The following is a 19,741-nucleotide window of genomic DNA, read 5'->3' as shown; positions in this document are numbered from 1 at the left end:
TTCGACAACACCATGTTCTACCGCGAAAACGGCCAGTTCAAGACCAGCTACCAGAGCGACCTGCAGATCTTCCCGATCGCGCAGGACCGCATCGCACTCGCGCTGTTCGCGCTGGTGGCCTTCGTCGCCGTGCCGATGCTGGCCAGCGACTACCTCTTCCGCGCCGTGCTGGTGCCCTTCCTGATCCTGTCGCTGGCGGCCATCGGGCTCAACGTGCTGGTCGGCTACTGCGGCCAGATCTCGCTCGGCACCGGCGCCTTCATGGCGGTCGGGGCCTATGCGGCCTACAACCTGAACGCGCGCATCGAGGGCATGCCGCTGCTGCTGTCGCTGATCGGCGGCGGATTCTGCGCGATGGTCTTCGGCATCCTGTTCGGCATTCCGAGCCTGCGCATCCGCGGCCTCTACCTGGCGGTGGCGACGCTGGCGGCGCAGTTCTTCACCGACTGGTTCACCAACCGGGTGGCCTGGGTCACGAACGGCTCCTCGTCGGGCTCGGTCAGCGTGTCGGCGCTGCAGTTCTTCGGCCTCGCGCTGGACACCCCGGCGCGCAAGTACCTGCTGTGCCTGTCCCTGCTGGTGCTGCTGGGGCTGGCGGCCAAGAACCTGGTGCGCGGCGCGATCGGCCGCGAATGGATGGCGATGCGCGACATGGACGTGGCGGCCGCGGTGATCGGCATCCGGCCGGTCTACGCCAAGCTCAGCGCCTTCGCGGTCAGCTCCTTCATCGTCGGCGTCGCCGGCGCGCTGTGGGGCTTCGTGCACCTGGGGGCCTGGGAGCCGGCCGCCTTCGGCATCGACAAGTCCTTCCAGCTGCTGTTCATGGTGATCATCGGCGGCCTCGGCTCGATCGTCGGCGCGGTGTTCGGCGCCGCCTTCATCGTGCTGCTGCCGCTGTTCCTGAACCTGGTGCCGCACTGGCTCGGGCTGGCGATCTCGACCGGCACCGCGAGCTTCCTCGAACACATGATCTTCGGCGCGCTGATCGTGTTCTTCCTGATCGTCGAGCCGCACGGCCTCGCCGCCCTGTGGGCCACGGCCCGGCAGAAGCTGCGGCTGTGGCCCTTCCCTCACTGACCCGTCCATTCAACAACAGGAGACACAGCATGAAGTTCCAGTCCATCGCTCTCGCGGCGGCCATCGCGGCGGCCGGGCTTTCGTCGGCGATGCTGCCGGTGCCGGCCCGGGCGCAGGCCGCCGGCGAGCAGTTCATCCCGCTCTTGGTCTACCGCACCGGACAGTTCGCGCCGCTCGGCATCCCATGGGCCGATGGCAAGCAGGACTACCTCAAGCTGGTGAACGCGCGCGACGGTGGCGTCAACGGCGTCAAGCTGGCGTACGAGGAATGCGAGACCGCCTACGACGCCGCCAAGGGCGTCGAATGCTACGACCGCCTGAAGGCCAAGGGCAGCGGCGCCTCGGGCTTCGACCCGCAGTCGACCGGCATCACCTTCGCGGTGACCGACAAGGCCTTCAACGACAAGGTCTCGATCGAGACCATGGGCTACGGCCTGTCGCAGTCGGTCGACGGCACGGTGTTCGAATGGAACTTCCCGCTGCTGGGCACCTACTGGACCGCCACCGACGTGATCCTGCAGGACATCGCCAAGAAGGAGAAGGGCAGCCTCAAGGGCAAGAAGATCGCGCTGGTCTACCACGACTCGCCCTACGGCAAGGAGCCGATCCTGCTGCTGCAGAAGCTGGCGGCGCAGGACGGCTTCGAGCTGGCGCTGTTCCCGGTCACGCCGCCCGGCGTCGAGCAGAAGTCGACCTGGCTGCAGATCCGCCAGCAGAAGCCCGACTACGTGCTGTTCTGGAGCGCCGGCGTGATGACGCCGGCCGGCATCCGCGAAGCCCAGGCCAGCGGCTTCCCGCGCGAGAAGATGTACTCGGTCTGGTGGGCCGGATCGGACCACGACGTGAAGGACATCGGCGCCGGCGCCAAGGGCTACAACACGGTCACGATCCACAACAGCGCCTCGCGCGACAAGGTGCACGACGACCTGAAGAAGCTCGTCTACGACAAGGGCCAGGGCACGGCCGCCAACGCCGACGAGATCGGCGTCATGGCGCACACCCGCGGCATGATGATCGCGATGCTGCAGGTGGAAGCCATCCGCGCCGCGCAGGAGAAGTTCGGCAAGGGCAAGACGCTGACGCCCGAGCAGGTGCGCTGGGGCTACGAGAACCTCGACCTCTCGGCCGACAAGCTCAAGGCGCTGGGCTTCGGCGAGATCATGCGGCCGATCAAGACCTCGTGCAGCAACCACATGGGCACCGACTGGGCGCGCATCGCGCAGTGGGACGGAGCCAAGTGGCAGGTGCAGCCCGACTGGTACCAGGCGCGCAAGGCCAACCTCGACCCGCTGGTCGCGGAGTACTCGGCCAAGTACGCGAAAGACAAGAACATCAAGCCGCGCTCCTGCAGCTGAACGGCCCGACGCAGCACGCCATGGTCAACGTATCCGCGCCCGCGCCGGCAGCCCCGCTGCTGGAAGTCAACGGCATCGAGGTCATCTACAACCACGTGATCCTGGTGCTGAAGGGCGTCTCGCTCACGGTGCCGGAGGGCGGCATCGTGGCGCTGCTGGGCGGCAACGGCGCCGGCAAGACGACCACGCTGCGCGCCGTGTCGAACCTGCTGGCGGGCGAGCGCGGCGCGGTGACCAAGGGCACGATCGAGCTGCGCGGCGAGCGCATCGAGGCCCTGTCGCCCGCGGCGCTGGTGAAGCGCGGCCTGATCCAGGTGATGGAGGGCCGCCACTGCTTCGCCCACCTGTCGATCGAGGACAACCTCATGACCGGCGCCTACACCCGCACCGACGGCAAGGCCGCGATCGCGCAGACGCTCGAGAAGGTCTACGCCTACTTCCCGCGCCTGAAGACCCGGCGCGGCTCGCAAGCCGCCTACACGTCAGGCGGCGAGCAGCAGATGTGCGCCATCGGCCGGGCGTTGATGGCCAACCCCAACATGGTGCTGCTCGACGAGCCCTCGATGGGGCTGGCGCCGCAGATCGTCGACGAGGTGTTCGGCATCGTGCGCGACCTGAACGAGAAGGAAGGCGTGACCTTCCTGCTGGCCGAGCAGAACACCAACATGGCGCTGCGCTACGCCGACTACGGCTACATCCTGGAGAACGGCCGCATCGTGATGGACGGCGAGGCGAAGAGCCTGCGCGAGAACGAGGACGTCAAGGAGTTCTACCTCGGCGTCGGCGGCGCCGACCGCAAGAGCTTCCGCGACGTGAAGAGCTACAAGCGACGCAAACGGTGGTTGGCATGACGGATTTCTACGATGCGCTCGAGGTCCGCGACCCGGCCGAGCGCGAGCGCGACCTGCTGGCGGCGCTGCCGAGGCAGGTCCTGCAGGCCCAGTCCGCGACCGCGGCCTTCGACCACATCCTCGACGGCGTGAAGCCGGCCGAGATCACGAGCCGCCCGGCGCTGGCGAAGCTGCCCGTCACGCGCAAGTCCGAACTGCTGGCGCTGCAGAAGGCGCGCCGCGCCAGCGACCCCTTCGGCGGCTTCTCGGCGCTGCGCTTCGGGCCCCGCATGCCGCGCGTCTTCGCGAGTCCCGGCACGATCTACGAGCCCGAAGGCGAGGCGAGCGACTATTGGCGCACGGCGCGCGCGCTGTTCGCGGCGGGCTTCCGCGGCGGCGAACTGGTGCACAACTGCTTCAGCTACCACATGACGCCGGCCGGATCGATCATGGACAGCGGCGCCCGCGCGCTCGGCTGCACCGTGTTCGCCGGCGGCACCGGCCAGACCGAGCAGCAGGTCGAGGCCATCGCCGAATTGCGGCCGGCGGGCTACATCGGCACGCCGAGCTTCCTCCGAATCCTGATCGAGAAGGCGGCCGAGAAGAACATTGCGCTCGCCTCGTTGACCAAGGCGCTGGTGTCGGGCGAAGCCTTTCCGCCCAGTCTGCGCGACTGGATGACCGAGCGCGGCGTGGCCGGCATGCAGTGCTACGCCACCGCGGACCTCGGGCTGATCGCCTACGAGACCTCGGCCCGCGAAGGCCTGGTGCTCGACGAGGGCGTGATCGTCGAGATCGTGCGCCCGGGCACCGGCGATCCGGTGCCCGAAGGCGAGGTCGGCGAGGTCGTCGTCACCACCTTCAATCCCGACTATCCGCTGGTCCGCTTCGGCACCGGCGACCTGTCGGCCGTGCTGCCCGGGCACTGTCCCACGGGCCGCACCAACACGCGCATCAGGGGCTGGCTCGGCCGCGCCGACCAGACCACCAAGGTGCGCGGCATGTTCGTGCATCCAAGCCAGGTGGCGGAGATAGCGCGGCGCTTTCCCGAGGTGCAGCGGGCGCGGCTGGTGGTCGAGGGCGAGATGGCCGACGACCGCATGACGCTCCGGCTCGAATGCCCGGCGGCGCCCGAGGGCCTGGCCGAGCGCGTCGCCGAGGCGATCCGCGACGTCACCAAGCTGCGCGGCGCGGTGGAGCTGGTGGCGCTCGGCAGCCTGCCCAACGATGGCAAGGTCATAGAAGACGCACGCAGCTATAAATAAGATGGAAGATGGCGGCCGCGAACAGGAGCTTTAGAGATGACCATCCATGACCTCTACCAACAGAAGCTGCAGCCGGCCGCCGAGGCCGTGCGCCAGGTGCGCGACGGTGACCTGATCATCGTGCCGACCGGGGTCGGCGAGCCGCCCGCGCTGCTCACCGCGCTGTCGGTGCAGCGGCGCGATTTCAGGGACGTGAAGGTGTCGCAGATCCTGGCGATGCGCAAGTACGCCTACATCGACCCCGAGACCACGCAGCACGTGCGCCACGTCGCCCTGTTCTTCGGCGGCGCGACCCGAGCCGGCGGACAAGAGGGCTGGATCGACTTCATCCCCAACTACTTCTCCGAGATCCCGGCGCAGATCGAGCGCGGCCAGATCCCGGCCGACGTGGTGTTCAGCATGGCCTCGCCGATGGACGCCCACGGCTATTTCGCGCTCAGCCTGGGGGCCGACTACACGATGGCGGCGGTGGCCCGGGCCCGCGCGGTGGTTCTCGAGGTGAACCCCAACGTGCCCTTCGCCAACGGCAACTGCCACGTGCATGTCTCGCAGGTCGCGGCCCTGGTCGAAAGCAGCGACCCGGTGCTCGAGGTCGGACTGCCGAAGATCGGCCCGGTGCAGCAGGCCATCGGCAAGCATGTCGCCGAGCTGATCGAGGACGGCTCGACCTTGCAGATCGGCTATGGCGGCATTCCCGACGCTGTCGTGATGCAGCTCACGGACAAGCGCGACCTGGGCATCCACACCGAGATGCTCGGCGACGGCATCCTGACCTTGATCGAGGCCGGCGTGGTCACCAACCGGCGCAAGAACTACCTGCCCGGCAAGACGGTCGCGACCTTCGCACTCGGCTCGAACAAGCTGTACCGCTTCATGGACCGCAACCCGGCGGTGGAGATCCACCCCGTCAACTTCACCAACGACCCGGCGCTGGCGGGCCTGAACGACAACCTGGTCGCGATCAACGCGACCCTGCAGATCGATCTGCTGGGCCAGTGCGGCTCGGAGAGCCTGGGCCATGCGCCCTTCTCGGGCACCGGCGGCCAGTCCGACTTCGTGCGCGCCGCCAACCGCTCGCGCGGCGGCAAGGCCTTCATCGTGCTGCCCTCCACCGCCAAGGGCGACACGATCTCGCGGATCGTGCCCTCGCTGTCGCCGGGCACGCATGTCAGCACCAGCAAGAACGACATCAACTACGTGGTCACCGAACACGGCGTGGCCCAGCTGCGCGGCAAGTCGGCCAAACAGCGGGCACAGGAACTGATCGCGATCGCGCACCCGGATTTCCGTGCCGAGCTGACCGAGCAGGCGAAGCGCGCGAAGCTGCTCTGACGACAGCGCGCCGGGTTCCGATCAGCCCTGGGCGGTCCGCCGGTCGCGCGCATCGAGCCCGCGCTCCCAGGCGCGCAGACCCCGGTTCCAGGCCCGCAGGCGCTCGTCCGGCGCCGTGGCGCCATGGCCGGATGACGATGCGATGAGCTGGTCGAGCAAGATCTCCTGGTCGGCGCTGAGCTGCTCGGGAAACACCGGCTGCACCGTGACCACCTGGTCGCCGCGCGCACCGCCGCGCCCCGTCGGATAGCCCTCGCCCTGCAGGCGATAGGTCAGCCGGTCGCGGCGCAAGGCCAGGGAGCGCAGGCCCGCGAGGGTGGGCAGCTGGACCGTCCGGTTGGCGATCCAGGCGAAGCCGTCGACCGGCATCTCGCAGCGCAGCGTGCCGTCCTCGTCGAGTTCGAAGAAGGGGTGGGCCAGCAGCTCGACGCGAAGCTCCAAGTCGGCCGGCGGCGGATTGGCACGCGCGCGCCGGCCGTCGACGTGCAGCAGGTCGCCATGACGCACCCCGGGCGGGATGCGGACCTTGACCTGGTAGGCGCGTGTCTGCGTGCCGGCGCCCTCGCAGTCCGGACAGCTTCGCTGGGCGATGCCGCCGCCGTGGCAGGCGACGCACTCGCTCATGCCGCCGGGCCAGCCGAAGAAGGAGCGCTTCGCCACCGCGCCCGAGCCGCCGCACTGGGCGCAGTTGCCGCCGAGCACCTGGTGGCCGGCCCCGTCGCAGGTGGCGCAGGCGTGTGTCATCTTGCCGCGCAGCGACTTGATGCTGCCGGCCGCCGCCTCCTCCAGCGTGAGCTTGACCTTGCGATGGATGGGCCGGCGCCGGGGTTCGGCGGCGTCCTCGGCAGGGGCCGGAGCGGGCTCGGCATCGTCGGCCGGCGCCGGGCGTGCGGGGAAGCCGGCATTGCGGATTTCCTCGAAGGCCTGGTTGATCCGCTGCATCCTGGCGACGGCGTCGGCGCTGCTGTTGCGGTCGGGGTGCCACTGCGACGCCAGGCGGCGCCAGGCGGCCTTGACCTCGCGCTCGGTGGCGTCGGAGGCCAGTCCCAGTTCGGCGAAAGCGTTGTCGGTGCCCATCGGCGCGAATTATCCACGAGCATGCGCGTGGACGGGCATGCTCCTTGCGGAAGCCAGAGCGAAAGAACCGATCCCATTCCCGCCGATGACCCATTCCTTCTTCCAGCCGCCCCGCGCTTCGCGCCATGCCCTGCGCAACCTGCGCGCCCCCCGCTGCCTGGTGCAGCCCGCGCTGCCGGGAGATATCGCCGATGACCTGGTCGCCATCGACCTGCTCATCGACGACGGCCGCATCGCCGCCATCGACCTGGCCGGCCGCATGCCCGCCGAATGGGGCCCCGACCTCGACGCCTCGATGGTGCTGCCGGGCCTGGTCGACTGCCACACGCACCTCGACAAGGGCCACATCTGGCCGCGCCAGGCCAATCCGACCGGCGACGGCGCGGGCGCCTCGGCGGCGACGCTGCGCGACCGGCAGGCGAACTGGAACGCCGAGGACGTGCGGCGGCGGATGGAGTTCGGCCTCGCCACCGCCTATGCCAAGGGCGTGGTGGCGATCAGCACGCACCTCGACTCGCTCGCGCCGCAAGCGTCGATCTCGTTTCCGGTGCTGCGCGAGGTGCGCGAGCGCTGGGCCGGGCGCATCGACCTCCAGGTGTCGTCGATCGCGCCGCTCGACATCTTCCTCACCGACGAGGGCCGCCGGCTGGCCGACATCGTGGCCGAGAGCGGCGGCAAGCTGGGCTGCGTGACCCGATCGGCGGCCTTTCCAGCCGAAACGATGCCGCCGGACCTCGACGAGGCGCTGGTGCGCGTGTTCACGCTGGCCGGCGAGCGGGGACTCGACCTCGACCTGCATGTCGACGAATCGACCGACCCGCGCGCACGGGCGCTGATCCGGGTCGCCCGCCATGCCGTGGCCCAGGGCTTCAAGGGCCGCATCCTGTGCGGCCACGTGACCTCGCTGGCCCTGCAGACCGACGAGTTCATCGAGGAGACCATCGCCGCCTGCCGCGACGCCGGCATCGACATCGTGAGCCTGCCGACCGTCAACATGTACCTGCAGGACCGCAGCCCAGGGGCGCGCACGCCGCGCTGGCGCGGTGTGACCGTGCTGCACGAGATGAAGGCGCGCGGGCTGCGCGTGGCGGTGGCCGGCGACAACTGCCGCGATCCCTTCCATGCCTACGGCGACCACGACATGCTCGACACCTTCACCCAGGCGGTGAAGATCCTGCACCTGGACCATCCGCTCAGCGACTGGATCCGCGCCGCGACCGAGACGCCGGCGGCCATCATGGGCATCGACCGCGGCGTGCTGAAGCCAGGGGCGCCCGCCGACCTTCTGGTGCTCAAGGCCCGCAACTATTCGGAGATGCTCTCGCGCACGCAGTTCGACCGCACCGTGCTGCGCGGCGGGCGGGCGATCGACACCACGCTGCCGGACTACCGGCTGCTGGATGATCTGATGCAGGTCTGAAGGACCGTCGAAAACGTGGGGTCAGGCCGGCGCCGGGCCGCCCCAAGTGCGCCTGCGGCCCCCTCGGGGGGCAGCGACCCACACGCAGTGGGGGAGCGTGGGGGCCACACTCAGCCAGCGATGTAGTGCTGCAGCTGCTCGATGATGAAGGTCTGCTCGGACATGATGCCCTTGACCAGGTCGCCGATCGAGATCAGGCCGACCAGCTTGCCGTCCTGCATCACCGGCAGGTGGCGGATCCGGCTCTGGGTCATCAGCGCCATGCAGTCCTCGGTGGTCTGGTCCGGCCGCACGTAGATCACGGCCGGCGTCATGACATCGCGCAGGGGCGTGTCCTTCGACGATCGCGCCAGCAGCACGACTTTGCGCGCGTAGTCTCGCTCGGTCATCATGCCGACGATCTTCTCGCCCTCCATGACGAGCAGCGCGCCGACGTTCTTCTCGGCCATCAGCGCAAGCGCTTCGTACACCGTTGCCGAAGGCTCGATCGAATACACGACCGAATCGCCCTTCGCCTTGAGGATTTCTGCCACAGTTTTCATGCGTTCTATTCTGCGCGGCGCGTGGGCCCTCCACAAGCGCAAGCCAACGGTGGCGACGAAGGGTTTCAGTGCCGTGCGAGCGCCGCTGCTGCGCCGCCGTGGTGCGCGACGCGCGCCGCTGAGTCGACGTCGCGACCTTTTCCAGCTTCGAGACCGGCGATTTGCACACTTTCGTGTCAATCAACGCGCCAGGTCGTTTTGGTGCGCGCCGAAGACTGGATTTGTCGCCCCTGTAACCGATCGACACAACAACATGAGAATTCGCTCGCAGCTTCAGCTTCGCGCAGCCGCGCCGCCGATGCCGTCGACCAGGAGCGGCAGCAGTTCCTCGGCCTTGCCGCGCAGCACCGCGGTCGCCGAATGGTCGAGCGCCAGCGGTTCGGCATTGAGGGTGATGAGCTGCCCGCCATTGGCGAGCGCCAACTGGGGCAGGTCCGCGGCCGGATAGACGACCGCGGTGCTGCCGACCAGCACGAAGACGTCGGACTCCTCCGCCGCCACCTGGGCATCGAGCAGCACGCCCTTGTTGAGCATCTCGCCGAACATCACGACGTCCGGCCGCGCCCGCCGGCCGCAGCGGATGCAGCGCTGAAACAGCCAGGGCCCGCGGCGGTTGCCGCAGTGGTCGCAGCGCCAGCGCTGCAGGGCGCCGTGAAGTTCGAGCACGTCGACGGCGCCGGCGCGGGTCAGCAGGCCGTCGACGTTCTGCGTCACCAGCCGCGTCGCCGGACGCAGCCGCTGCAACCGGGCCAGCGCGAGATGCGCCGGATTTGGCGCGGCCGCCTCGACCACGCGCAGGCGCTCGGCCCAGAATTTCGTGAACCCGGCCGGGTCGCGCGCCAGGTCCTCGGCGTGCGAGAAGCGCAGCGCGGCCTGGTTCATCCACAGGCCGTCGGCATCGCGGTAGGTCGGAATGCCCGAGGCCCTGGACAACCCCGCCCCGGAAAAGACCACGATGCGCCGGGCCGCGCGCAGCAGCTCGACGGCGAGATCGAGAGCGATGCCTTCGCTCATCCGGCCAGGATTCCGTTCATTGGCCGAGCCCCGCCAGGCAGACATACTTGATCTCCAGGAATTCGTCGAGCCCGTATCTGGAACCCTCGCGCCCCAGGCCCGACTGCTTGACGCCGCCGAACGGCGCCTCGGCGGTCGAGATCAGGCCGGTGTTGACGCCGACGATGCCGTATTCGAGCGCCTCGGCGACGCGCATGACGCGGCCGATGTCGCGGCTGTAGAAGTACGAGGCCAGTCCGAACTCGGTGGCGTTGGCCTGCGCGATCGCCTCGTCCTCGGCGTCGAAGGCGAAGATCGGCGCCAGCGGCCCGAAGGTTTCCTCGCGCGCCACCAGCATGTCGGCCGTGGCGCCGCCGATCACGGTCGGCTCGTAGAAGCGCCCGCCCAGCGCGTGGCGCTTGCCCCCGGCCAGCACCCGGCCACCCTTGGCCAGCGCGTCGGCGACATGCTCCTCGATCTTCGCCACCGCCTTGTCGTCGATCAGCGGCCCCTGCGTGACGCCCGCCTCGGTGCCCTCGCCGACCTTGAGCGCATTCACCTTCGCGACCAGCTTCTGCGTAAAGGCCTCGAGCACGCCGCGCTGGACGTAGATGCGGTTGGCGCAGACGCAGGTCTGGCCGGTGTTGCGGTACTTGGAGACCATGGCGCCCTCGACCGCCGCATCGATGTCGGCGTCGTCGAAGACGATGAAGGGCGCGTTGCCGCCGAGTTCGAGCGACAGCTTCTTGATCGTGTCGGCCGACTGCTTCATCAGCGTGCGGCCGACCTCGGTGGAGCCGGTGAAGGTGAGCTTGCGCACGATCGGGCTGCGCGTCATCTCGCCGCCGATCTTCGAGGCCGAGCCGGTCAGCACCGACAAGAGCCCCTTGGGCAGGCCCGCGCGATCGGCCAGCTCGGCGAAGGCCAGCGCCGAGAACGGCGTCTGGCTCGCCGGCTTGACCACCATCGCGCAGCCGGCCGCCAGCGCCGGGCCGGCCTTGCGGGTCAGCATGGCGGTCGGGAAGTTCCAGGGCGTGATCGCCGCCGTGACCCCGACCGGCTGCTTGAGCGCCAGGATGCGGCGGTCGGACTGCGGCGCCGGGATGGTGTCGCCGTAGACCCGGCGCGCCTCCTCGGCGAACCACTCGATGAACGAGGCCGCATAGGCGATCTCGCCCTTGCTCTCCGCCAGCGGCTTGCCCTGCTCGGTGGTCATGATGAGCGCCAGGTCGTCCTGGTTGGCGAGCATCAAGTCGTTGAGCTTGCGCAGGATGGCCGAGCGCTCCTTGGCCGGCCGCCTGGCCCAGGCGCGCTGGGCGACTTCGGCGGCCGCGATGGCGCGCACGGTCTCGGCGCTGCCGCACAGGGGCACGCTGCCGATCGGCTGGCCGCTGGCCGGATTGGCGACCGGGAGGGTCTCGCGGTCGTCCGCATCGGCCCATTCGCCGGCAATGAAGGCCTGCTGGCGCAGCAGGGTCGGGTCCTTGAGTTTCAGCATTGCGTCTCGCTCCATGGGTCTCGAAATACAGGAAGGCACGATACCCGCGACAGCGTCCCGGCGCCGGTCCGGGTCCGCAATTCCGGCCTTCGCTCCCAAACCTTGACCTGAACCAAGGACTTGGGGGAAAACAGCGATGGTCAGCTGCTGGTCAGACTATAAGATCGCTGCCTTTTCTACTCGGAGACCGCATGAAGACACTGCTCGCAATCACCGCGCTGGCCGCCCTCGCGGCAGGCGCGCACGCCCAGGACTTCCCGGGCAGCAAGCCCATCAGCATCGTGGTGCCTTTCGCCGCCGGTGGCCCGACCGACCGGGTCGCGCGCGACCTCGCGGAGGCCTTGCGCAAGCCCCTGGGCGGCGGCAGCATCGTGATCGACAACGTCCCCGGCGCCGGCAGCTCGATCGGCGCCGCCAAGGTGGCGCGCGCCAACCCGGACGGCTACACCCTGCTGCTCAACCACATCGGCATGTCGACGATTCCGACCCTGGTGCGCAACGTGCCGTTCAAGGTCGAGACCGATTTCGAATACCTCGGCATCGTCAACGACGTGCCGATGACCTTGATCGCCAAGCCCCAGATGGCGGCCAACAACTACAAGGAACTGAGCGCCTGGATCGCCGCCAACAAGGGCAAGATCAACCTCGGCAATGCCGGCATCGGCTCGGCCTCGCACCTGTGCGGCCTGCTCTACCAGACCGCCACGAAGACCGAGATGACCCCGGTGCCCTACAAGGGCACCGCACCCGCCATCACCGACCTGATCGGCGGCCAGATCGACCTGCTGTGCGACCAGACCACCAACACCTCGCCGCAGATCGAGGCCAAGAAGGTCAAGGCCTATGCCGTGACCACGTCCCAGCGCCTGACGACGCCGCTGCTGAAGAACCTGCCGACACTCCAGGAAGAGGGCCTGAAGGGCTTCGAGGTCACGATCTGGCACGGCTTCTACGCCCCGAAGGGCACGCCGCCGGCCATCACCAAGAAGCTCAACGACGCGCTCAAGGTGGCCCTGAAGGACCCCGAGTTCATCAAGAAGCAGGAAGGCCTGGGCGCGGTGGTCGCGACCGACGGCCGCATCGAGCCCGAAGGCCACAAGAAATTCGTGGCGGCCGAGATCGCCAAGTGGAGCCCGATCATCAAGGCGGCGGGCGTCTACGCGGACTGATCCCCGCCCCTGAAAGAAAGAGAAAGCCGCCGGAGCGAAAGCCCGGCGGCTTTTGTCATTGCGCGATCACTTCGGCCGGATGGCGGCGCTGGCGCGAAGGCACAATCGATCCATGAGCGTCCAGGCCCTGCGATCCACCTTCGGTCACAACTGCCATTGGTGCGGCCTGCCCATGGTTTTCGGCGAGCCCCGCAGCGACCCCGATTCCGCCACCATCGAGCACCTCAACGACGCCACCCTCGGCGGCGTCCGCAAGCAGCAGCACCGGCGACTCTCGCATGCGATCTGCAACCAGACCCGCAACGAATTCAAGCTCCAGGCCGAACGGCAGTTCCAGCGCTGGATCGAGGCGCGCCGGGCGGCCGCGGCCGGCGGCGACTGAGGCGCGCCGACGTCTCGCGTCAACCCTGGGCCGGCAGGCGCCGCGCCTCCGAGCTCGGATGCAGCGGACGCAGATACTCGTGCAGCGCCAGCGCGGCGGCCCCCACGGCGGGGGCCCACTGGCCGTAGCGCGCGGGCCGCACCACCGGCGCAGGCAGGCCGGCGCTGTCGGCGTAGCGTTGCACGGTCGCGATGGCGCCGCGCAGGAAGTCCGGATGCGCATCGCATGACTTGCCGCCGACCACGATCGCCCGCGGCTCGAAAGTGACCCACAGGTTCTGCAGCAGCACGCCCAGGTAGCCCGCGGCCCTGGCCGGCCCGTCCGCACTGCGGTCGAGCACCCGCGCCCCCAGGAAGACTTCGGCGCAGCCGTTGCGGCCGCAGGAGCAGCGCGGCCCGTCGATCTGCAGCACGGTGTGGCCGATCTCGCCGGCCATGCCGCCGGCGCCGGTGAACAGGCGGTCGTTGAGCACCACGCCGGCACCGACCCCGACGTCGCAGCTCACGAAGATCAGCGGGTCTTCGCCCTCGCCGTCCGAGAACTCGAACTCGCCGAGCACCCCGGCATCGGCGTCGTTCTGCAGCTGCACCGCGATGCCCGCCAGCCCTTCGCGCGCCAGGGCCTCGCCGAGCAGCGGCAGGAAGTCGAGGTTGCGCCAGCCGAGATTGGGCGCGAAGCGCACCATGCCCGTGGCGTCGTCGAGCGCCCCCGGCACGCCGACGCCGATGCCCGACAGCCGCAGGCCGGCGGCGACCAGGTGGGCGTGCGCCGCCGCCGCCATCCGCGCCACCTGCGCACACGCCACCCGCGGCGCGCGTTCGGCCAGCGGCTGCGAATCGGAATACAGCACCTCGCCCCGGAGCGAGACGCAGACCACGCGCACCGTCTCGACCGCGATCTCGACCCCGACCAGCGCGCGCACGCCGACGTTGATGGACAGCGGCGTCGACGGCCGCCCCAGTCCGTCGGCGACCGGCGTGCCGGCCTCGTCGAGCCAGCCGTCGTCGAGCAGCTCGCGCACCAGCAGGCTCACGGTCGACTTGGTGAGGCCGCTCTCGACCGCCAGGCGCGCGCGCGACAGGCCGGGCTGCGCCCGCAGCAGCCGCAGCAGCACGCTGCGGTTGATGCGCTTGACGAGCTGCTGGTCGCCCGTGGTCTTCATCCGGCGTGTTCGGCCTGCGGCTTTCCCTCGGGCCGCTTGCCCGCGATGATCATCCCGAGCACCTCGTCCTCGGTGACGTCGGCGGTGCGGTAGGTGCCGACCAGCCGGCCGTTCTTCATCACCGCCAGGCGGTCGCTGAGGCCGAACACGTCGGGCATGTCGTGGGTGATCAGGAAGATGCCCACGCCGTCGGCCTTGAGCTGCTTCACCAGCGCGCCGACCATCGCGGTCTCCTCGGGCCCGAGCGCCGCGCAGGGCTCGTCCATGATCAGGATGCGGGCGTTGAAGTACAGCGCCCGCGAGATCGCCACCACCTGCCGCTGGCCGCCCGACAGGCGCCGCACCGGCACCCGGATGTTGGTGAAGTTCTTGTTGAGGCGATGGAATACCTTGCGCGCCTGGCCTTCCATGAAATGGTCGTCGAGCGTGCGCCAGGGCGTGAGCTTCTCGCGGCCGAGGAACAGGTTGGCGACCGAGTCGAGGTTGTCGGCCAGCGCCAGGGTCTGGTAGATGGTCTCGATGCCCTGGGCCTGGGCTTCGGAGGGCGTGCGGATGTTGACCTTCTCGCCGGCGATCAGCGTGTCGCCGGAGTCGATCGGATAGGCGCCCGCCAGCATCTTCATCAAGGTCGACTTGCCGGCGCCGTTGTGGCCCAGCAGCGCGACCACTTCGCCGGGATAGAGGTTGACGCTGACGCCGTCGACCGCCTTCACGCCGCCGAAGGCCTTGCGGATCTCGCGCAGTTCGACCAGGGGTGGATTGGCGCTCATCTAGTTCTCTCCGAACTTCTTGCGGTACAGCACATCGAACACCACCGCCACGATCAGCACTTGGCCGATGATCACCATCCGCTTGCCGATCGGCACGTCGAGCAGCAGCATGCCGCTGTCGAGCGACTGCATGATCAGCGCCCCCAGGACCGAGCCGAAGATCGAGCCGCTGCCGCCGGCCAGCGCCGTGCCGCCGATCACGGCCGCCGCGATCACATAGAGCTCCATGCCGGTGCCGAGCGAATTGGTGCCGGCGTTGAGCCGCGCGATCGAGACGATCGCGGCGATCGTCACCAGCACCGCCAGCAGCGCGAACAGCATCAGCGTCACGCGCTTGACCGGGATGCCGACCAGCGCCGCCGCGTCCGGATTGCCGCCCATCGCGAACACGTAGCGCCCGAAGCGGGTGCGGTGCACGATGAACGACAGCACCACCGCCACCACCGCCCAGATCAGCACCGGGATCGGGATGCCCTGGGCCTCGGTCTTCGACGAGATCTGGTAGTTGTTCATGGTGGCGGCAAAGGCGAACACCACCGCCGCGGGCAGCGCGGCCAGCAGCAGGTCCAGCCACAAGGGCTCGACCGGCATCTCGTGGCGCTGCCGGGCGCTGCGCTTCTGCAGCATGCGCGCGAAGATCACGACCGCCACCAGCGCCGCCAGCCCCCAGGACGCCGTGGTGCCGATGCCGCCGTCGTAGCCGCCGCCCAGGCGCTGGAAGAATTCGTCGTTGACCGGCTGCGTCTTGCCGTCGGCCACCAGGAAGGCGGCGCCCCGGAACGACATCAGCCCGCCCAGCGTGACCACGAACGACGGCACGCCGAGCACCGCGGTCAGCCCGCCCTGGTAGAGCGACACCAGCAGCGCCACCGCCAGCCCGGCCAGGCTCGCCGCCGGCCAGGACCAGCCGGCCGAGTACTGCAGGTAGGCGACCAGCACGCCGACGAAGCCCATCACGGAGCCCACCGACAGGTCGATGTGGCGGGCCACGATGATCAGCACCATCACGGTCGAGACGATGCCGACCACCGCGGTCTGCTGCGCGATGTTGTAGAGGTTCTCGGGCGACAGGAAGACGCCGCCCGACAGGACGTGGAAGACGATCGCCATCACCACCAGCAGCACGCTCATGAGCAGCAGCCGGAGATCGACGCCGCTGCGGCGCCACAGACCGGGGGCGGAGCTCATGCGCTTACTTGCAGGCCGAAGGGGCCTTGTCGCCGCTGACACCCTTGCAGAGTTCGTCCTTCTTGATCCAGCCGGCCTTGACCACCACGTCGAGGTTGTCGCGCGTGATCGGCACCGGCGTCAGGAAGCGCGATGAGATCGCCACCTTCTTCTCGCCGCCGCTCCAGTCGGCCGCCTTGTCGGCCGGCTTGCCGGCGGCCAGCGCCACGGCCGCCGAGGCCGCCTCGCGTCCCAGTTCGCGCGAATCCTTCCACACCGACACGGTCTGGGTGCCGAGCGCGATCCGGTTGAGCGCCGCGAAGTCGGCGTCCTGGCCCGACACCGGGATGCCGCGGATGCCCTTGGCCGTGAGCGCCGCCACCGCGCCGCCCGCGGTGCCGTCGTTCGAGGCCACCACCGCATCGACCTTGTTGCCGGCCTTGGTGAGGATCTGCTCCATGTTCTTCTGCGCCACCTCGGGCTTCCAGCCGTCGGTGAATTCGTCGCCGACGATCTTGATGTCGCCCTTCTTGACCGCATCGGCGATCACCTCCTGCTGGCCGGCACGCAGGAAGTTGGCGTTCGGGTCGGTCGGCGAGCCCTTGATCATCACGTAGTTGCCCTTGGGCTGGAGCTTGTAGACCGCGCGCGCCTGCATCCGGCCGACCTCGGTGTTGTCGAAGGTGATGTAGAACACGCCGGGCGTCTCGATCAGCCGGTCGTAGGCCACCACCGGCACCTTCTGCTTCAGCGCCTTGTTGACCGCCGGCAGGATCGCGTCCTTGTCCATCGCGAGCACGATCAGCGCCTTGGCACCCTTCGACATCAGGCCCTCGATGTCGCCCAGCTGCTTCTCGGGCGAGCCGCCGGCGTCGGCGCTGATGTACTTGGCGCCGAGCTTCTCGAGCTGGGCCTTGATCGCGGCCTCATCGGTCTTCCAGCGCTCTTCCTGGAAATTGGACCAGCTCACGCCGACCACGGTCTGGGCGCAAGCGCCGAGCGCGGTCAGTCCGAGGGCCAGGGCGGTCAGTGTCGGGGCGAACTTCATGGTCGGGTCTCCAGGTTTGAATTAGTTTGAGCGACGAACTATGTCAGCAGGCCTGGGTATCGGCATTGGGACATTCCCTGCGGGTAAATGCGCTGCGCCTGATTAGTCACGATCGATACGATTTCGCGAAGAACACAAGCTGTGCATGAGCTGGAGACAAGATGGACCCTGAGATTTCAGCCCCAGAGCGCCTGGCGCTCTACCGCACGATGGTGCGCATCCGCACCTTCGAGAACGCCGCCGAGGCCGCCAGCCAGGGCGGCGTCAGCGCCTACGGCCAGGAGGCGGCGGGCGGCGCCAAGGTGCGCGGCCCGCTGCACCTGTCGACCGGCCAGGAGGCGGTGCCGGCCGGCGTCTGCGCCCATCTGAGCCGCGCCGACTACCTGACCTCGACCCATCGCGGCCACGGCCACACGCTGGCCAAGGGCGCCGACCTCGGCCGCATGATGGCCGAGCTCTTCGGCAAGGCGAGCGGCTTCAACGGCGGCAAGGGCGGCTCGATGCACATCGCCGACTTCTCGGTCGGCATGCTCGGCGCCAACGGCGTGGTGGCGGCCGGCCTGCCGATCGCGGTCGGCGCGGCCCATGCGCAGAAACTCCAGAAGAAGGACGCAATCACGGTCTGCTTCTTCGGCGACGGCGCGATCAACCGCGGCCCCTTCCTCGAGTCGCTGAACTGGGCCCGGGTCTACCAGCTGCCGGTGCTGTTCGTCTGCGAGGACAACCGCTGGAGCGCCACCACCGCCAGCGGCCCGATGACCGCGGGCGACGGCGCCTCGGCCCGCGCCGAGTCCATGGACATCGCCGCCACCCAGGTCGACGGCAACGAGGTGTTCGAGGTCCACGCGGCGGCCCGCCGCCTGGTCGCCGAGGTGCGCGCCGGCCGCGGACCGCGCCTGCTGCACGCCCTGACCTACCGGGTCAAGGGCCATGTCTCGGTCGATCCGGCCGCCTACCGCGACCCGGCCGAACTGGCCGCGGCGCTCGAGACCGACCCGATCGCACGGGCCCGCGCCCGGCTGGCCGCCAGCGGCGTCGCCGCCGCAGCGCTGGCCGCGATCGAGAACGAAGCCCATGCCGAGGTCGAGGCCGCGCTCGCCGCCGCCGACGCCGCACCGTGGCCCGAGGCCGGCGCGGCTTTCACCGACGTGCAGACCACCGGAGCCGGCCAATGGACATGACCCACGAACCGGCCGCCGCCGTGCTTCAGCTCGGCTATGCCGAAGCCGCCGTGCTGGCGGTCCAGCGCGAAATGGAAGCCGACCCGCGCGTGGTGGTGCTCGGCGAGGACGTCGGCCGCGGCGGCATCTTCGGCCAGTACAAGGGCCTGCAGCAGCGCTTCGGCGCCGAGCGCGTGATCGACACGCCGATCTCCGAGGCCGCGATCATGGGCGCCGGCGTCGGCATGGCGCTGGCCGGGCTGCGCCCGGTGGTCGAGATGCGGGTGGTCGACTTCGCGCTCTGCGGCATGGACGAGCTGGTCAACCAGGCCGCCAAGAACCGCTTCATGTTCGGCGGCCAGGGCCGCGTGCCGTTGGTCGCGCGCATGCCCGGCGGCATCTGGGACGCGTCGGCGGCGCAGCATTCGCAATCGCTCGAGGCCTGGTTCGCGCACCTGCCCGGCGTGGTGGTGGTCTGCCCGTCGACGCCGCAGGACAACTATTCGCTGCTGCGCGCGGCGCTGCAATGCGGCGATCCGGTGGTCTACATCGAACACAAGACGCTCTGGGGCGCACGCGGGCCGGTCGACGAAAGCCTGCCCGTGGCGCTCGGCAAGGCGGCCCGGCGGCGCCGCGGCGATGCCCTGACCCTGGTCAGCTGGGGCCGGCAAATGCAGGTCTGCGACGCCGCCTGCGACACGCTGGCGGCCGAGGGCATCGACGTCGACCTGATCGACCTGCGCACCTTGTGGCCCTGGGACCGCGAGGCCGTGCTGGCCTCCTGCGGCCGCACCGGCCGGCTGCTGGTGGCCCACGAGGCGGTGCAGGCGGCGGGCTTCGGCGCCGAGATCGCCGCCAGCGCGGCCGAGGCGACCGGCTGCCGGGTGGCGCGGCTCGGCGCGCCGCGCATCCCGGTGGGGTACGCGCCGGTGCTGGAAGCCCAGTCACGGGTCGGTGCCGGGCAGATCGCGAGCGCCGCACGGAAACTGCTCGGATGAACCACGACGACCCCGCATCGACCGTGGAAGACACGGTCTTCCTCAAGCTGGTGCGGGTCGTCAACCTGACGGCGCGGCCGTTCCAGCAGCGGGTCGGACGGCTGCACCAGCTGACGCTCAACGAGTGGCGCACGATGGCGCTGCTGGGCGCCCGCCCCGGCCTCACCGCCACCCAGCTCACCGACCTCACCGGGCTCGACAAGATGGCGGTGAGCCGCGCCCTCGCGGGCCTACAGCGGGCCGGCCGGCTGCATCGCCACGAAGACCCGACGGACCAGCGCCGCAGCCGGCTCTACCTGAGCAGCGCCGGCAAGGCCGTGCACGCGGCGGTGGCGGTGCAGGCGCGCGAGCGCGAGGCCGAACTGTTCGCCGGCGTCGCGGCCCCCGAGCTGCAGCAGCTCAACGCCACGCTCGACAAGCTGATCGCCTCGGTGGCCTGCTGCAGCGCCAGTGCGGCGCCCGGGGTTTCCACCCGCGACGCCGAGGCGGCTTAGCC

The 19,741-nt window shown here is 69.6% G+C and carries 19 protein-coding genes; 11 read left to right on the top strand and 8 right to left on the bottom strand.

Going from position 1 to position 19,741, the window contains the following annotated elements:
• Positions 1–12 precede the first annotated feature (12 nt).
• The 5 genes from QTI68_RS13550 to QTI68_RS13530 are packed head-to-tail and all read left to right on the top strand — an operon-like array spanning position 13 to position 5,859.
• Positions 13–1,077 carry a branched-chain amino acid ABC transporter permease gene (locus QTI68_RS13550; RefSeq protein ID WP_286522025.1) on the top strand — a complete coding sequence of 355 codons (1,065 nt, stop codon included), beginning with the start codon at positions 13–15 and terminating at the stop codon, positions 1,075–1,077.
• Between the two features lie 29 nt (positions 1,078–1,106).
• Positions 1,107–2,432, top strand: a complete 1,326-nt coding sequence (locus tag QTI68_RS13545; protein ID WP_286522024.1) for an ABC transporter substrate-binding protein — start codon at positions 1,107–1,109, stop codon at positions 2,430–2,432.
• A gap of 20 nt (positions 2,433–2,452) precedes the next feature.
• Positions 2,453–3,283 (top strand): ABC transporter ATP-binding protein, encoded by an 831-nt coding sequence (locus QTI68_RS13540; RefSeq protein WP_286522023.1) that lies wholly within the window; start codon positions 2,453–2,455, stop codon positions 3,281–3,283.
• Positions 3,280–4,527, top strand: coding sequence for a phenylacetate--CoA ligase family protein (locus QTI68_RS13535; protein ID WP_286522022.1), 1,248 nt, complete (start codon positions 3,280–3,282; stop codon positions 4,525–4,527). Before QTI68_RS13540 ends, QTI68_RS13535 begins: the two co-directional genes overlap by 4 nt.
• A gap of 36 nt (positions 4,528–4,563) precedes the next feature.
• Positions 4,564–5,859 (top strand): acetyl-CoA hydrolase/transferase family protein, encoded by a 1,296-nt coding sequence (locus tag QTI68_RS13530; RefSeq protein WP_286522021.1) that lies wholly within the window; start codon positions 4,564–4,566, stop codon positions 5,857–5,859.
• Between the two features lie 21 nt (positions 5,860–5,880).
• Here QTI68_RS13530 and QTI68_RS13525 read toward each other — a convergent pair whose 3' ends face one another.
• Positions 5,881–6,936, bottom strand: coding sequence for a DnaJ C-terminal domain-containing protein (locus QTI68_RS13525; protein ID WP_286522020.1), 1,056 nt, complete (start codon positions 6,934–6,936; stop codon positions 5,881–5,883).
• Between the two features lie 85 nt (positions 6,937–7,021).
• Between QTI68_RS13525 and QTI68_RS13520 the strand changes: the two genes are divergently transcribed.
• Entirely contained in the window at positions 7,022–8,356 is a 1,335-nt protein-coding gene (locus QTI68_RS13520; RefSeq protein WP_286522019.1) for a cytosine deaminase, read from the top strand.
• 110 nt (positions 8,357–8,466) lie between these two features.
• Here the strand turns inward: QTI68_RS13520 and QTI68_RS13515 are convergent, their stop codons facing one another.
• The 3 genes from QTI68_RS13515 to QTI68_RS13505 form a co-directional block, all read right to left on the bottom strand.
• The gene (locus QTI68_RS13515; RefSeq protein WP_286522018.1) at positions 8,467–8,898 is read right to left on the bottom strand and encodes a CBS domain-containing protein; all 432 of its coding nucleotides are present in this window, start codon (positions 8,896–8,898) and stop codon (positions 8,467–8,469) included.
• A gap of 273 nt (positions 8,899–9,171) precedes the next feature.
• Positions 9,172–9,912: an SIR2 family NAD-dependent protein deacylase gene (locus QTI68_RS13510; RefSeq protein ID WP_286522017.1), complete on the bottom strand. Its 741-nt coding sequence runs from the start codon at positions 9,910–9,912 to the stop codon at positions 9,172–9,174.
• 16 nt (positions 9,913–9,928) lie between these two features.
• Positions 9,929–11,389: an NAD-dependent succinate-semialdehyde dehydrogenase gene (locus tag QTI68_RS13505; protein ID WP_286522016.1), complete on the bottom strand. Its 1,461-nt coding sequence runs from the start codon at positions 11,387–11,389 to the stop codon at positions 9,929–9,931.
• 191 nt (positions 11,390–11,580) lie between these two features.
• Between QTI68_RS13505 and QTI68_RS13500 the strand changes: the two genes are divergently transcribed.
• Positions 11,581–12,558 (top strand): tripartite tricarboxylate transporter substrate-binding protein, encoded by a 978-nt coding sequence (locus tag QTI68_RS13500; protein ID WP_286522015.1) that lies wholly within the window; start codon positions 11,581–11,583, stop codon positions 12,556–12,558.
• Between the two features lie 112 nt (positions 12,559–12,670).
• Positions 12,671–12,940: a hypothetical protein gene (locus tag QTI68_RS13495; protein WP_286522014.1), complete on the top strand. Its 270-nt coding sequence runs from the start codon at positions 12,671–12,673 to the stop codon at positions 12,938–12,940.
• 19 nt (positions 12,941–12,959) lie between these two features.
• Here the strand turns inward: QTI68_RS13495 and QTI68_RS13490 are convergent, their stop codons facing one another.
• From QTI68_RS13490 to xylF, 4 genes are read right to left on the bottom strand one after another with little or no spacing between them, the layout of a single operon-like run.
• Complete coding sequence (locus QTI68_RS13490; protein WP_286522013.1) at positions 12,960–14,102, bottom strand: ROK family transcriptional regulator; 1,143 nt, start codon at positions 14,100–14,102, stop codon at positions 12,960–12,962.
• Positions 14,099–14,872 (bottom strand): ATP-binding cassette domain-containing protein, encoded by a 774-nt coding sequence (locus QTI68_RS13485; RefSeq protein WP_286522012.1) that lies wholly within the window; start codon positions 14,870–14,872, stop codon positions 14,099–14,101. Before QTI68_RS13485 ends, QTI68_RS13490 begins: the two co-directional genes overlap by 4 nt.
• A complete protein-coding gene (locus QTI68_RS13480) occupies positions 14,873–16,060 on the bottom strand; it encodes a sugar ABC transporter permease (protein ID WP_286522011.1) in 1,188 nt (395 codons plus the stop codon).
• Between the two features lie 4 nt (positions 16,061–16,064).
• Positions 16,065–17,087 (bottom strand): D-xylose ABC transporter substrate-binding protein, encoded by a 1,023-nt coding sequence (gene xylF, locus QTI68_RS13475; RefSeq protein WP_286522010.1) that lies wholly within the window; start codon positions 17,085–17,087, stop codon positions 16,065–16,067.
• 161 nt (positions 17,088–17,248) lie between these two features.
• On the opposite strand from xylF, the gene QTI68_RS13470 reads away from it, so the two are divergent.
• From QTI68_RS13470 to QTI68_RS13460, 3 genes are read left to right on the top strand one after another with little or no spacing between them, the layout of a single operon-like run.
• Entirely contained in the window at positions 17,249–18,268 is a 1,020-nt protein-coding gene (locus tag QTI68_RS13470) for a thiamine pyrophosphate-dependent dehydrogenase E1 component subunit alpha (protein WP_286522009.1), read from the top strand.
• A complete protein-coding gene (locus QTI68_RS13465; RefSeq protein ID WP_503011670.1) occupies positions 18,259–19,245 on the top strand; it encodes an alpha-ketoacid dehydrogenase subunit beta in 987 nt (328 codons plus the stop codon). Before QTI68_RS13470 ends, QTI68_RS13465 begins: the two co-directional genes overlap by 10 nt.
• Entirely contained in the window at positions 19,242–19,739 is a 498-nt protein-coding gene (locus tag QTI68_RS13460) for a MarR family winged helix-turn-helix transcriptional regulator (protein ID WP_286522008.1), read from the top strand. The genes QTI68_RS13465 and QTI68_RS13460 overlap by 4 nt, the downstream gene beginning before the upstream one ends.
• The last annotated feature ends 2 nt before the right edge of the window (positions 19,740–19,741 follow it).

It is taken from the genome of Variovorax sp. J31P207 (genome assembly GCF_030316965.1).
Classification (GTDB): Bacteria; Pseudomonadota; Gammaproteobacteria; order Burkholderiales; family Burkholderiaceae_C; genus Variovorax; species Variovorax ginsengisoli_B.
Note: the sequence above shows the minus strand (reverse complement) of the source record. Positions and strands in the feature narration are given on the sequence as shown.

What these genes read in the sequence shown, in the direction of transcription:
- QTI68_RS13525 (WP_286522020.1), bottom strand. Translation starts at nt 6,936, where the DNA reads ATGGGCACCGACAACGCTTTCGCCGAACTGGGACTGGCCTCCGACGCC.
- QTI68_RS13500 (WP_286522015.1), top strand. Translation starts at nt 11,581, where the DNA reads ATGAAGACACTGCTCGCAATCACCGCGCTGGCCGCCCTCGCGGCAGGC.
- QTI68_RS13470 (WP_286522009.1), top strand. Translation starts at nt 17,249, where the DNA reads ATGGACCCTGAGATTTCAGCCCCAGAGCGCCTGGCGCTCTACCGCACG.
- QTI68_RS13495 (WP_286522014.1), top strand. Translation starts at nt 12,671, where the DNA reads ATGAGCGTCCAGGCCCTGCGATCCACCTTCGGTCACAACTGCCATTGG.
- QTI68_RS13460 (WP_286522008.1), top strand. Translation starts at nt 19,242, where the DNA reads ATGAACCACGACGACCCCGCATCGACCGTGGAAGACACGGTCTTCCTC.
- QTI68_RS13535 (WP_286522022.1), top strand. Translation starts at nt 3,280, where the DNA reads ATGACGGATTTCTACGATGCGCTCGAGGTCCGCGACCCGGCCGAGCGC.
- QTI68_RS13540 (WP_286522023.1), top strand. Translation starts at nt 2,453, where the DNA reads ATGGTCAACGTATCCGCGCCCGCGCCGGCAGCCCCGCTGCTGGAAGTC.
- QTI68_RS13530 (WP_286522021.1), top strand. Translation starts at nt 4,564, where the DNA reads ATGACCATCCATGACCTCTACCAACAGAAGCTGCAGCCGGCCGCCGAG.
- QTI68_RS13515 (WP_286522018.1), bottom strand. Translation starts at nt 8,898, where the DNA reads ATGAAAACTGTGGCAGAAATCCTCAAGGCGAAGGGCGATTCGGTCGTG.
- QTI68_RS13480 (WP_286522011.1), bottom strand. Translation starts at nt 16,060, where the DNA reads ATGAGCTCCGCCCCCGGTCTGTGGCGCCGCAGCGGCGTCGATCTCCGG.
- QTI68_RS13505 (WP_286522016.1), bottom strand. Translation starts at nt 11,389, where the DNA reads ATGCTGAAACTCAAGGACCCGACCCTGCTGCGCCAGCAGGCCTTCATT.
- QTI68_RS13520 (WP_286522019.1), top strand. Translation starts at nt 7,022, where the DNA reads ATGACCCATTCCTTCTTCCAGCCGCCCCGCGCTTCGCGCCATGCCCTG.
- xylF (WP_286522010.1), bottom strand. Translation starts at nt 17,087, where the DNA reads ATGAAGTTCGCCCCGACACTGACCGCCCTGGCCCTCGGACTGACCGCG.
- QTI68_RS13545 (WP_286522024.1), top strand. Translation starts at nt 1,107, where the DNA reads ATGAAGTTCCAGTCCATCGCTCTCGCGGCGGCCATCGCGGCGGCCGGG.
- QTI68_RS13550 (WP_286522025.1), top strand. Translation starts at nt 13, where the DNA reads ATGTTCTACCGCGAAAACGGCCAGTTCAAGACCAGCTACCAGAGCGAC.
- QTI68_RS13465 (WP_503011670.1), top strand. Translation starts at nt 18,259, where the DNA reads ATGGACATGACCCACGAACCGGCCGCCGCCGTGCTTCAGCTCGGCTAT.
- QTI68_RS13510 (WP_286522017.1), bottom strand. Translation starts at nt 9,912, where the DNA reads ATGAGCGAAGGCATCGCTCTCGATCTCGCCGTCGAGCTGCTGCGCGCG.
- QTI68_RS13485 (WP_286522012.1), bottom strand. Translation starts at nt 14,872, where the DNA reads ATGAGCGCCAATCCACCCCTGGTCGAACTGCGCGAGATCCGCAAGGCC.
- QTI68_RS13490 (WP_286522013.1), bottom strand. Translation starts at nt 14,102, where the DNA reads ATGAAGACCACGGGCGACCAGCAGCTCGTCAAGCGCATCAACCGCAGC.